The 13,076-nt window shown below is 49.7% G+C and carries 10 protein-coding genes and 1 rRNA gene (1 of these 11 only partly in view); 4 read left to right on the forward strand and 7 right to left on the reverse strand.

Going from position 1 to position 13,076, the window contains the following annotated elements:
• Nucleotides 1-124: 124 nt before the first annotated feature.
• Entirely contained in the window at nucleotides 125-1,636 is a 1,512-nt protein-coding gene (locus tag EL268_RS28430) for a succinyl-CoA:acetate CoA-transferase ScpC (RefSeq protein ID WP_106652576.1), read from the reverse strand.
• A 141-nt stretch (nucleotides 1,637-1,777) separates the two neighbouring features.
• Complete coding sequence (locus tag EL268_RS28435) at nucleotides 1,778-2,449, reverse strand: LytTR family DNA-binding domain-containing protein (RefSeq protein WP_106652575.1); 672 nt, start codon at nucleotides 2,447-2,449, stop codon at nucleotides 1,778-1,780.
• A 179-nt stretch (nucleotides 2,450-2,628) separates the two neighbouring features.
• Here EL268_RS28435 and EL268_RS28440 point away from each other — a divergent pair, with 179 nt between their 5' ends.
• The 4 genes from EL268_RS28440 to menC all read left to right on the forward strand — a co-directional run bounded on the left by EL268_RS28440 (nucleotide 2,629) and on the right by menC (nucleotide 8,617).
• Nucleotides 2,629-4,653 (forward strand): sigma 54-interacting transcriptional regulator, encoded by a 2,025-nt coding sequence (locus EL268_RS28440; RefSeq protein ID WP_106652574.1) that lies wholly within the window; start codon nucleotides 2,629-2,631, stop codon nucleotides 4,651-4,653.
• A 179-nt stretch (nucleotides 4,654-4,832) separates the two neighbouring features.
• Nucleotides 4,833-6,242, forward strand: coding sequence for a YfcC family protein (locus EL268_RS28445; RefSeq protein ID WP_106652573.1), 1,410 nt, complete (start codon nucleotides 4,833-4,835; stop codon nucleotides 6,240-6,242).
• 66 nt (nucleotides 6,243-6,308) lie between these two features.
• The gene (locus EL268_RS28450; protein WP_106652572.1) at nucleotides 6,309-7,448 is read left to right on the forward strand and encodes a M20 peptidase aminoacylase family protein; all 1,140 of its coding nucleotides are present in this window, start codon (nucleotides 6,309-6,311) and stop codon (nucleotides 7,446-7,448) included.
• Between the two features lie 20 nt (nucleotides 7,449-7,468).
• Complete coding sequence (menC, locus tag EL268_RS28455; RefSeq protein WP_106652571.1) at nucleotides 7,469-8,617, forward strand: o-succinylbenzoate synthase; 1,149 nt, start codon at nucleotides 7,469-7,471, stop codon at nucleotides 8,615-8,617.
• A gap of 79 nt (nucleotides 8,618-8,696) precedes the next feature.
• Here the strand turns inward: menC and EL268_RS28460 are convergent, their stop codons facing one another.
• From EL268_RS28460 to EL268_RS28480, 5 genes are all read right to left on the reverse strand, one after another.
• Complete coding sequence (locus EL268_RS28460; RefSeq protein WP_106652570.1) at nucleotides 8,697-9,605, reverse strand: hypothetical protein; 909 nt, start codon at nucleotides 9,603-9,605, stop codon at nucleotides 8,697-8,699.
• Nucleotides 9,606-9,748: 143 nt separating this feature from the next.
• Nucleotides 9,749-10,036, reverse strand: coding sequence for a HesB/YadR/YfhF family protein (locus EL268_RS28465; RefSeq protein ID WP_007728959.1), 288 nt, complete (start codon nucleotides 10,034-10,036; stop codon nucleotides 9,749-9,751).
• A 139-nt stretch (nucleotides 10,037-10,175) separates the two neighbouring features.
• Nucleotides 10,176-11,471, reverse strand: coding sequence for a sensor histidine kinase (locus tag EL268_RS28470; protein ID WP_106652569.1), 1,296 nt, complete (start codon nucleotides 11,469-11,471; stop codon nucleotides 10,176-10,178).
• On the reverse strand, nucleotides 11,468-12,142 hold the full coding sequence (locus EL268_RS28475) for a response regulator transcription factor (RefSeq protein ID WP_106652568.1): 675 nt from the start codon (nucleotides 12,140-12,142) through the stop codon (nucleotides 11,468-11,470). Before EL268_RS28475 ends, EL268_RS28470 begins: the two co-directional genes overlap by 4 nt.
• Before the next feature lie 259 nt (nucleotides 12,143-12,401).
• Nucleotides 12,402-13,076 (reverse strand): 23S ribosomal RNA (locus EL268_RS28480) (it continues 2,254 nt past the right edge of the window).

A 13,076-nucleotide genomic window follows, 5' to 3' on the forward strand; every position in this document is an offset into this window, starting at 1 on the left:
TGATCCGGTACAAGTCCGTTACTTCCGGCGATTGCTTGCAGAAATGCAATGGAGACGAGAAAAACCCGCCAAGGCTTCTATGCCCGAGCGGGTTTGTTTTTTCATCATTCCATCGACTAATCGCCTAAACCAACGCTGGCTTTTTCTCCAGCATCGTGCCTTCCTGCGCGTAACGTACGTGCCACGAGAATGCTTTTTCCAGTACATGCGGGGTGTGCCCGCCGCGTGTGAGTGCTTCCTCGTAGTACGCCATCAATTGATCGCGGTACATCGGATGCGCACAATTCTCGATAATTTTGATGGCTCTTTGACGCGGAGCCAAGCCTCTCAGATCAGCCAAGCCTTGCTCAGTCACGATAATATCTACATCGTGCTCGGTATGATCCACATGGGAGGCAAACGGAACGATGCTCGAAATATTTCCGCCTTTGGCAATCGACTTGGTTACGAAGATGCCCAGACGTGCGTTGCGAGCAAAATCACCAGAGCCGCCGATGCCGTTCATCATTCGCGTACCCGATACATTGGTCGAGTTGACGTTGCCATAGATGTCCGCTTCAATCGCGGTATTGATCGCAATCAGACCAAGGCGGCGAATCAGTTCCGGATGATTCGTGATTTCTTGCGGACGCAATAGCAGCTTGTCACGGTATTGAGCGAAATTTTCGGTGACATGCTTCATCTTGTCAGCCGTCAGCGTAATCGAACAGCCTGAGGCAAACGAAATTTTACCTGCATCAAGCAAATCAAACACCGCATCCTGCAACACTTCCGAGAAGACAGTCAGATCCGTGAACTCCGAATCCAAAAACCCGTTGAAAACCGCATTCGCTACCGAACCGATTCCCGATTGCAATGGCGCGAGATTGTTCGGCAAGCGTCCCTCTTTTACCTCCTGACGCAAAAACTCGATCAGATGTGCCGCAATCTGCGCCGTTTCTTCGTCCGGCTCCACAATCGTCGAGGGAGAATCCAACTGATTCGTCAGGACAATCCCTTTTACTTTATCCGGGTCGACGGGAATCCCTGCTGTGCCCATTCGCTGATCCACGGACGTGAGCGGAATCGGTTCACGCTCTCCCTGTTTCGCTGGTGTATAAATATCATGAATGCCTTCCAACTCCACCGATTGAGCCATGTTCAGCTCAATGATGACATGCTTGGCATTTTCCACAAAAATATTGGAGTTCCCCACGGACGTAGCCGGAATGATCATGCCCTCTTCTGTAATTGCAACCGCTTCCACAATTGCGTAATCGATCGGGTCTATCGCTCCCTGACGGATGGCTTCTGCTGTATGCGACAGATGCTGATCAACGAACATCATGCTGCCATCGTTGATTTTTTTGCGCATGACCGGATCTGCTTGAAAAGGCAATCGCTTGTTGATGATCCCCGCTTCCGCCATCACGGCATCTACATCGGAGCCGAGTGAAGCTCCTGTATATACGTTTACGCCAAAAGGCTTGTTCTCTTGTTTCGCCAGCTCAGCCAATGCGAGCGGCACGACCTTGGCATCACCAGCACGCGTGAAACCACTTAACCCGATCGTCATGCCATCCTCAATCCATCCTGCTGCTACCTCAGCTGTCACGATTTTATCTGCCAGTCGTTTATCGCGTAAGCGCTCCCACATCATTGTGACCTCCCATGCCATCTTTGTTGCCTTTACACTAGCACACGGATTCTGAGCGGGCACTCAATTTTCAACAAAACAGAATATTTACGCGGCGATCAAGAAAAAACGACAGCGAACCATTCTCATTTATCAGATATTTCAGAAGCCGAGCAATTGCCGAAACGAGCTGGCGTACGACTGACTTACAGGAACCCTTGTCTTTTGCTTGTCCTTCATCTCCAATAAAAACGTCGAATGAAAATGCGGGTGAATAAAGCCGATCGATTCCATATTGACGAAATACGACCGATGACAGCGCACAAATCGCTCTTGTGGAAGTATGTACTCGAGTTCCGCCATGTTGTATTTGTTCATATATGATCCACTAGCCGTATGCAGAAGCGTTTTGCCTTCATGAGAGCTGATATAGACGATCTCCGTTAATGGAATAGGCAGCCAGCCGTCCTCCCCTTTTCCGACCAAAAACGATAGACGCGGCTCCGGATTGGTGAGCGGAACGCTTTGAGGTGGATAGATGGCGGTAATACAGCCCATGACCTGACCATTTCGGACTAATGGAAGCGAGAGTCCGTAGTACGGCACGCCAAAAATACGACTCTCCACCTGATGCCCCACTTTTCCCATTTCCATGAGCGCTTGATGTGTAGCCGAGCCAATGGGAACGAGATCCCCTGGCGCAATTTTCAAATCAATATTGGAACTCGGCTGATAGTACAAGTATTGTGAGCCGTCTGAGATTGCAATCGATACCCCGTCTGGCACGACTTCCCCAATCATTTGCAGCACCTCTGGAACCAATCTGTCCTCCATGCTGATTCCTCCTGCTCCTGTTATTGCTTTTCTATCTTCTATTAAACCATATCTCCCCGCCCGCAAATCAATCCTTGTCTTTCCTCTCTATACAAGCGAATCCATCCGATGACAGCCATGCATTGTGCTATCATGAGATTACAAAACATTCACGATTGTTTGAGCAAAGGCGGTGCAGCATGGACCACACCATTGTCTTAATTGCAAAAGGAACGGACACTCTCGAATTTTTGCTAAAAGAACTGCGGGCTTATTTCGAACCGTATTGCAAAGTCATCGGCTATGCCAGCCATGAGCACATTCCCGATTTGAGCGGAGTCGATCATGTCTTTATTACCACCAAATCCCCGGAGCTGTACACAGTGGCCCGTCAAGCTGTCGCTGACTCCGTACCCATCACGGTTTTAAACCGTTTTTTCGAGTTGCGCAAAATGAAAGCGCTGATGCAGATTCCTCCGGGGACGACCGTACCTGTCATGAATAATTCGCCTGTGACTGCACAAGAGGTCATTCAAAATTTAATAGAGGCGAACGTTGATCATATCAATTACGTCCCTTTTCACCCTGGCTGTACATTTGATGATCTTGAATTTCAATACGCGATCATTATGAGCATCGCTGACGTACCGTTGCCTCCTCACGTAGAGGTTATCGATCTCGGATTTCGCAAAATCAACATTCATGACTTGATTGATATCGGTCGCAAAGTAGGCGTGCCCAGTGAATGGGAGCGCGAGTATTTGTCTGCCTTTATCTTGGAAATGTCTGAGCTCGCCAAAATGCTCGGCACCTCCTATGCAGAAGTACAGAAGCTGAACAGCCAGCTGCAATCTACCTTTCAGGCAGTCAAAGACCCCGTGATCGCTTGTAACGAACAAGGTCTGATCACGTTTATAAACGACGTCGCCGTTGAGCTGTTTTGTCCACATGCATCCTCTATTGTTGGACAACCGTACACGGTGTTGAAGGAGTACAGCTTGCTCCAGCCCTTTTTTGAGCAGGAAGATCAGGAGGACGCCCTCGTAACCATTGATCACAAGCAATTTATCGTCAGCAGTCAAAGCATCCGCCGCAGGCATGAGCATTTAGGCTTCGTTTGTACGCTAAAAGACGTGACCGAAATCCAGCGCTTGCGAACTACACTTACGTTGCGCGGTCATACAGCCACCTACTCCTTTTCCGATATCAAAGGACAAAGCCAACCGCTGCTCCAAGTCATCGAGCTCGGCAAAAAGATGGCAAAAAACAATCAAACGATCCTGCTGACAGGCGAAAACGGAACGGGAAAAGAGCTGTTCGCCCATGCCATTCATCAGCACTCGCTACGCAAAAACGGCCCCTTTGTCGCAATCAACTGTGCCTCCTTGCCGGAAAACCTGCTGGAGAGCGAGCTGTTCGGCTACGAAGACGGTGCCTTTACAGGAGCGCGAAAAGGCGGAAAGCCCGGCCTGTTTGAGCAAGCGGACGGTGGGACGATTTTTCTCGATGAGGTGGGGGACATCTCTGGAGCCATTCAGGTCAAGCTGCTTCGCGTACTGCAAGAAAAGCAGGTCATCCGTGTAGGCGGAACAGGCATTCTCTCTGTGGATTGCCGCATCATCGCTGCTACCAATCGCGATTTGGAAGACGCTGTTTCCCAAGGAAGCTTTCGCGAGGATCTGTTCTATCGCTTGGCTGTCCTGCCGATCCAGATTCCCGCTTTGCGCGAGCGAATCAGTGATATTCCCCTTCTTATCGATGAGCATCTGGAGCAGCAAGGCATTCGCAAAACATGGTCGCCAGAAGTCATGGAGCTATTCTATCGCCATGACTGGCGGGGGAACATTCGCGAACTGAAAAATGTCGTCGACTACGCCATTACGGTAAGCGAGCATCCTGTCATCGGCATTCAGGATCTTCCCAAACGTTTGACCGATAGCCTATTTCAAAAGCAGCAGACGGCTTCTATCCCCAAATTGGACGACAACCGCGACCTGGATATTTTGTATTGCTTGCATCATTATTACGTATCCAACAAACCAGTCGGGCGTTATCAATTGGCTCACTCCCCTGAACTACAATCCGTAGGCTGGACGGAGAGCGCACTGCGCCACAAGCTGAAACTGCTAGAGCAGCAAGGATTCGTGCGTTCAGGCACAACCCGACAAGGAACCTCCATCACCCCCGCGGGTATCGAATTGTTGCGAAAACACGGGCGAATTTAGCTTCCGCCCAATGAATAATAGGGTGTATTAGGCTGCATAAAACCTAATAAACATTCCTAAAGCTCATTTTATTCCCTTACCTTGCCTATGAAAATCCACTGAAAACGCTTATATTCGGGAAATTTCGACACTTGGCACGACCCTTGCTTGTCATAAGCAAAAAAAAGCGAGGTGACCTCATGTCTACACATCCATTGAAACCTGCAAAGAAACGTTTTTCTGTGCCGCATACGTATGCCATCCTCTTTATCATCATCATTTTGGCAGCCCTGGCTTCCTACGTGCTCCCGGCAGGTGAGTTCGAACGCGTCAAGGACGCTGCCTCAGGCAAAACCATCGTCGTCAACGGCAGCTACCATCCTGTAGAAAGTGATCCGGTCTCGTTCTTTGACATGTTCAAAGCGATTCCAGAAGGGATGCAAAAAGGAGCGCAAATCATTTTCTACATCTTTATTGTAAGCGGTGTATTCGGAATCATCCGCCAGACCGGAGCGATTGAAGCCGGGATCAATAAAGGGGTCCGACACTTGGAGGGTCGGGAAAAGCTGCTTATTCCTGCTTCCATGTTCCTCTTCTCCATCGGTGGCTTCACGATGGGAATGGCAGAAGAAAGCATCATCTTCGTTCCGATCGGTATTGCGCTGGCTCGTGCAATGGGCTTTGATGCCGTAACTGGTACAGCCATGATCACCATGGGGGCGGCAGCCGGCTTCATGGGCGGGATGATCAATCCATTTACAGTTGGGGTGGCGCAGTCGCTCGCGCAATTACCGCTCTTCTCTGGACTTACCTTCCGTGCCGTTGTGTATGTCTTCGTGCTCGCTTTTGCCATCTGGTACGTCATGCGCTATGCGTACCGTGTCAAAGCAGACCCGACCAAGAGTGTGCTTTATGGCGTAGAGAATCACGCTAGTCAAGAACAGGCAACAGTAGACATCCCAGATTTGAATGCACGCCACAAGCTCGTGTTCCTGGTAATGGTCTGTGGTCTCGCCTTCAACGTATACGGTGTATTCAAGTACGAATGGTTCCTGACAGAGCTTACTGCTTCCTTCCTGATCATGGGCCTGGTTGCTGGTCTCGTCGGAGGTTTGTCGGTCAATACGCTGTTCGATTCCTTCGTCGCTGGTGCGAGAGCCGTTACGTTTGGCGCGCTGATCGTCGGTTTTGCCCGTGCGATCACGGTCGTCTTGGAAGACGGAAAAATTATCGATACGATGATTAACGGTCTGACTTCGGCGATTGGTCATTTGCCAGATGCCGTAAACGTCATCGCCATGTTTGTGATTCAAGCCTTTCTCAATCTCTTCATTTCTTCCGGTAGTGGACAGGCAGCGACAACCATGCCGATCATGGTGCCGATTGCGGATTTGCTCGGCATCCAACGTCAGATAGCGGTTCTTGCCTTCCAATACGGTGATGCTGTTACCAACTCGATTATCCCGACTTCTTCTGCGTTGATGGGCTATCTGGCTGTTGCAGGCATTCCGTATGAGAAATGGGTCAAATTCATTTGGAAGCTGCTGGCTGGCTGGGCCGTGATCGCCTCGATCGCGCTCATTGTAGCAGTGACAATCGGCGTTTCGTAACAAATGGATTGGCGTAGCCTTCGCTTCACATATCAACTACCCACGAACTAAACCGATGGAGGAACCATGCGCACAACGATCAAACAATTGCAGCCCGCCATTTTTTCTCTATACGAGCATTTACACCAGCATCCAGAGATAAGCTGGGAGGAAGTACAGACCACCTCGTTTATCGCTGACTTCTTGGAAAAACACCATTGCCGCGTCACTACCTTTGACGACGTGACGGGAGTTGTTGGCGAATGGGGCGATCTGACGCCAGGAAAATTGACTGTAGGCGTACGAGCAGACATGGACGCACTCTGGCAAGAAGTGAACGGCGTCTTTACCGCTAACCATTCCTGCGGACACGATGCGCATATGACCATGGCATTAGGCGTCCTCATGGTACTGCAAGCAATGGGCGTCCAGCTCCCTGGGCGCCTGAAGCTCATTTTCCAACCAGCGGAAGAAAGCGGAAATGGCGCACTTGCGATGGTGAACAAGAAAATAGTGGACGATGTTGATTTTCTGTACGGCGTACACCTTCGTCCTATTCAAGAAATTCCGCGCGGTACAGCTGCTTCTGCGATCCTGCATGGGGCCGCTGGTACGATATTCGGGCAAATCAAGGGTGCCGATGCTCATGGCGCACGGCCTCATCTCGGAGTCAACGCTATCGAGGTAGCCGCAGCGATTGTTGAGCAGTTAAAAGGCATTCACCTCGATCCGCTCGTCCCTTATTCGGTCAAAATGACGCAGCTTGCAGCCGGCAGCAAAAGCAGCAATATCATTCCGGGCTCAGCGCAGTTCCACTTGGATCTGCGGGCACAGACGAATGAAGTCATTCACGCCCTATTTGCCCGTGTCGAGCACATTTTGCAGCACGTTTCCCGTCTCTATGAAGTTGAGCTGTCGTACGAGATCACCGAACGTGTCTATGCAGCGGAAGTGAATGAAGAAGCGAGACTGATCATGGCGGATGCCATTACCCAAGCCTTGGGGGCAGAAAAACTCGAACCGCCGATCCAGACACCAGGCGCGGAAGACTTCCACTACTACACCAAAGAACGTCCACAGCTTCGCGCGACCATGCTAGGTTTAGGCTGTGGCCTGACACCAGGACTTCATCACCCGCAGATGACTTTTGAAAAAGAAGCACTGCTAGACGGCATCGAGATTTTGGCAAGAACGGTACTGAAAACGTTTGAGCGACAATCCATATGAACGGTTGAGGAGAGATGAACATGAAAATCGAACGCGTGGACCTGCAACGAATCAAAATTCCGTTGAATTCCCCTTTTGAGACGAGCATGGGAGTCGAAACCCACAAGGAATGCATTCTGGTCCGTGCATACAGCGGTGCCCATGTCGGCTTCGGCGAAAGCGTCGCGATGGACGTCCCAGTCTACAACGAGGAAGATGTCGATACGGTCTGGTACATGCTCGAAAAGTATTTGATCCCGCAGCTGTTTTCACGGGAGATCGAGCATCCTGATGACGTATCCCGCCTCTTCTCCTGGATGCGCCGCAACCACATGGCCAAAGCCGCTTTAGAGGGTGCCGTCTGGGATTTGCACGCCAAAATGAACGGCCTCTCCCTCTCCCAAGCATTGGGCGGAACTCGTACGACGATTGACGTCGGTGTGAGTATCGGAATCGAGCCGACCATCGAAAAACTGCTTCAACGCGTAGAGGGCTTCATCCGTGACGGCTACAAAAAGATCAAAGTGAAAATCAAACCGGGCTTTGATGTCGAGCCAATGCGTGCGATCCGTAACACATTTGGACCAGACGTTCCGCTGATGGCGGATGCAAACTCTGCGTATACACTGGCAGACATGGAGATGCTGAAGGCTTTGGATGGCTTCGGTTTGATCATGATTGAACAGCCATTGGCCCATGACGACATTATCGACCATGCGACCTTGCAAAGGGAGCTGAAAACGCCGATCTGCCTCGACGAAAGTATCCATACGGTGGAAGATGCCCGCAAAGCACTCGAGCTCGGCAGTTGCCGGATTATCAACATCAAGATCGGTCGCGTAGGCGGTCTGACCGACGCCAAGAAGATTCATGACCTGTGTGAGAAACGCGGCGTACCTGTTTGGTGCGGTGGAATGCTGGAGGCAGGGATTGGCCGCGCGCACAACATCGCGATGGCTTCGCTTAGCAACTTCACGATTGCAGGCGACACATCCCCTTCCCATCGCTACTTTGCGGAAGATATCGTGACACCTGTCATCGATTTTGCAGCACCTGGTATGCTGGCTGTACCGACAACTCCAGGAATCGGTTTCGACATCAATGAGTCTGCCATTCGCAATGCCCTGATCGAGCATAAAAGCTACTATGCGAATCGGGAGTCTACTACGACTGTCATTCCTACCTGGTAGTCGACACTCAATCGAAGTGAAAAAAGAACAGAGAGTGCCTATTGGCCTCCCTGTTCTTTTTATTTATATGATGATTGTATTAATCCGTAATCGTCAAAAGCTTGCACAAATTACGCTCGGCATGAGCTCTCTTCTCTGGCGGAAACCGCTTTAGCAAATCCAGTGCAGCATACGGAAGCTTCAATGCATGTGGATCGCTGTATGTTCTTTCCCAGTACAGCGGTGAAAAGATTTCCTCGAATGCTGGCTCCTTCACCTCATCCTCCAAAGTAAACGGAGGAACATGGCGATTTAAATAGATTTGAAGACGATGATTTACGATACCAGGCTTCACAATATTCTCATAACCGAATCGCTCTAGATCTGTTAACGCATGAGCATGTGTGATGTTATGAACGACCTCGCTCGCCAAATGATAGCGTACCCCGTTAATATCACGCGGCGGTATAACCAAATGTAGCTCGTCAAACGCTCTCTCTGCCATCTCTGCGGTTGAATCATAAGGCGCAACTTCGTCTTTGACATCGTCAATCGTCATGCCATGATAATTCTCGATGCCCCAATAACGGTCTTTCCTGTCTTCTGTCGTCGCTTGGAGAATCCTGACCAGGCCATCCACCACAGTCGGAGTGATCATATCAGGGCGTTCGCGCAGTGCTTTTAATGCCAACACACCTAGTGCTAGTCCATGCCCTGATGTTCGAAGCTGCTTCACATTTTGCTGGAGGCCATCGATGACGTGCTGTAACAAGGAGGGGTCAGCTTGCTCGTCTTGATCTAGTGGAACAAACCATTCAGGTTTTTGCTTGCGGAAGGACTCGCATGTCCGCTCAATGCCCTCTTTTACATGTTCAGGGAGATCATGCTCACGATCCATGAAGTACCCTGCTAATAAGGCTGCCCCATAGTGACCGTCGAACCATCCTGCTACAGCTGCACGTGCCATTCCCGTAATGCCAAGCTCCAAGTAAGAATCAAGTAAACGCATGTAACTCCCTCCTTTTTCCATTTATGCACCCATAATATAACATACATTTTTGTTTGTAAAATATGGTATTTTGGTTTTTTCGCACATGGAAAAAGGCCCCGTATATCCGGAGCCCTTCATCTACTCGCTATTATTTTCTTTGATTAATCCAGCTTAAATTCTACTTCGTCAGTCTCCGGCCGATAATCGACAATCAACCCTCTTCCATTCATATACCACAACTCATCTTTTTCCATATAAAATGTGATGCCATCCTCTACTGTCGAAATCCCGATTTCATTCGGCAACTCTTTGGCAATCCCCATCGAAAATGAATCCTGAACCGTACTAACGCCCCCATACCGGACAAAAAAACGAATGCTGTCTCCTTCTTTGCATCCCCATTCTTCCCGAAACCATGCTACCGCTGCTTTAGTGATCGTCATGTTCATGAGTACGCCACTCCTCTCTGCTTATAGTTTACCTCGATTTAGAGATATTTGAAACATAAAAGTATGTTAAATGGAATTGCTCCACTATTTGAAAAAAGAACCGATTCCCTACGCCGGGAAAACGGTTCTTTCCATCTGTTTAAGGCTTTATTGGAAGTGTAACCAAAAAACTCGTTCCGATACCTACCTCGCTGCTGACCTGAATTTTTCCGTGATGCGCATCCACGATCCATTTGGCAATGGAAAGCCCCAAGCCTGTCCCTTCTGTCGCTCGAGAGCGCATTTTATCCACTCGAAAGAAGCGATCAAACAAATACGGAATATCGTCTTTGGAAATCCCGATCCCACTGTCTTTTACGAGAATCGAAACGCGACTTCCTTCCTTTTTACAAGCGACATAAATCCGACCGTCCTTGTTCGTGTACTTCAAGGCATTGTCCAGCAAGATAACCATGAGCTGATGCAGACGTTCTTGGTCCCCCACCATCTCAATGGGTTGCTGGATGTCTGTTTCGAGACGAATTTCCCGTGCGATGGCAAGTTGTGCAAACACCTGGGTGCATTTGATCGCTACTTCGTCTAAGCGCAGCGTCTGATTCATGATCTGCAGCTCGTTAGAATCACTGCGAGCCAGTGTGAGCAAATCGGAGACGAGCTTGCTCAAGCGTTTGGCCTCCTGCATCCCAATCATGATTTTTTCGCTTTCTTGCTCAATCGTATGATCCGGGTGTCTGAAAAGCCTTTCCAGATTGACCATGATGGCCGTGAGCGGCGTCCTCAGCTCATGGGAAGCATCGGCAATAAACTGCTGTTGTTTTTCCCACGAGACTTGGATCGGAATTAGTGCTCTTCTCGCCAAAAACCACCCAGCCACGATCGCAATGACAATACTGATAATGTCGCCGATTATGACAACGTACAGCAAGCTGTCCAGCATGTTTTGCTCAGGTGCCAGATTGTAAATCAGTTGAAACTGGTACGCGGTCTGTATCCGATTGCCTACAATGACCTTTTTCGGAACAGTAACTGTCTGCACGCGATAGACTTGTCCATTCACCGTTTTCGTTTCGATTCCGTCTGCTTTTCCATTATGCTGGAATTCTGCATATTCCTGTGGCTCCAGCCGGTCACCAAATGCGGTCCCAATGACACGACCAAAGCTATCCCAGACGAGCAAAACATATCGGCGATCCAGATCGTTAAACTTTTTCCTCTCCTGACGGTTGTATGGAAAAGGGTCGTCTTCAATTCGATGGAGACGGGGCAAAGAATCTACTGCCAGCCTTTGACTGACTTTGGTCATTTCTCGGTCCACCTGCGAATAGAGGCGGTACTTCATGGTGTAGTAGACGGCACTCCCCAGCCCGTTCAACAAGAGAAGCACCACTACTACGTTCAACGTTACGAGCCGAATCCTCGTTTTTCGAAACATCATTTGTCTTCCTTTTTCAAAATGTAGCCCACATTGCGGATCGTTCGGATGAAGCCTTCGTAAGCACCCAGCTTCTTGCGCAGGTAGTGGACATACAAATCGACCACTCCATAATTCGCTTCTGAATCAATTCCCCATACGCGGTCAAAAATTTGTTGGCGCGTCAATATTTGCTCCCGATTTTGCAGGAAGTACTTAAGCAGCTCGTACTCCTTCGTCGTTAGCTTCATCGGCTCATCATCAACAAACCCGTCATATTCATTTATCTTCAGCGATAGCGGACCGTACGCCAGCTCGCCTTCTGTATTCTGTTTCCCTTGTCGGCGCAAAAGGGCTCTCACTCTCGCCGTCAGTTCTTCAGCCGCAAAAGGCTTGACCAAATAATCGTCTGCTCCAGCATCCAATCCCTCGACTCTCGACTCTACGCTATCTTTTGCTGTTAAAAACAAAACTGGCGTTATTATACCTTTTGCACGCAACGTTCTCACCAGTGAAAGGCCATCCATTCCTGGCATCATAATGTCCAGGACCAACAAATCGTAGATGCCGCGTTCCGCCAATAACAAGCCGTCATCTCCGCGCTCTGCCGTATCCACCTGATATCCCTCATCGGTCAGGACTCCTGCAATTGTCTGAAGCAGCGCTTTTTCATCCTCCACTGCAAGAATAAGCATATTGATCCCTCTTTCATTTGAAAAAGCTGTATGTCATTCAGCATAGCATAATCGACCGGAATCACAATAATGACCACACTCGCCGATCTCGGCTGTGCACACGCTCCTTTTATTAGAGCACGTATTTTTTTGAATTAGATTTGTAGGTGCTGGCGGAAATACAAAAAAAGCTGCATTCTCCATTACTTTTTTCAAGTAACCGGGAATACAGCTTTTCGTCTTATTCCTTCAAAACTGAATACGCATGATTGCTAAGTGTGTGGATAAGTCCTCGACCGATTAGTATTCGTCAGCTCCACGCGTTACCGCGCTTCCACACCGAACCTATCAACCTCATCGTCTATGAGGGGTCTTACCAGCTTGCGCTGTGGGAAGTCTCATCTTGGAGGGGGCTTCACGCTTAGATGCTTTCAGCGCTTATCCCGTCCGCACATAGCTACCCAGCTGTGCCACTGGCGTGACAACTGGTGCACCAGCGGTGCGTCCATCCCGGTCCTCTCGTACTAAGGACAGCTCTCCTCAAACTTCCTACGCCCGCGACAGATAGGGACCGAACTGTCTCACGACGTTCTGAACCCAGCTCGCGTACCGCTTTAATGGGCGAACAGCCCAACCCTTGGGACCTACTTCAGCCCCAGGATGCGATGAGCCGACATCGAGGTGCCAAACCTCCCCGTCGATGTGGACTCTTGGGGGAGATAAGCCTGTTATCCCCAGGGTAGCTTTTATCCGTTGAGCGATGGCCCTTCCATGCGGAACCACCGGATCACTAAGCCCGACTTTCGTCCCTGCTCGACTTGTAGGTCTCGCAGTCAAGCTCCCTTCTGCCTTTACACTCTACGAATGATTTCCGACCATTCTGAGGGAACCTTTGGGCGCCTCCGTTACCTTTTAGGAGGCGACCGCCCCAGTCAAACTGCCCACCTGGCATGGT

Source organism: Brevibacillus brevis, from assembly GCF_900637055.1.
In the GTDB taxonomy this organism is placed as follows: Bacteria; Bacillota; Bacilli; order Brevibacillales; family Brevibacillaceae; genus Brevibacillus; species Brevibacillus brevis.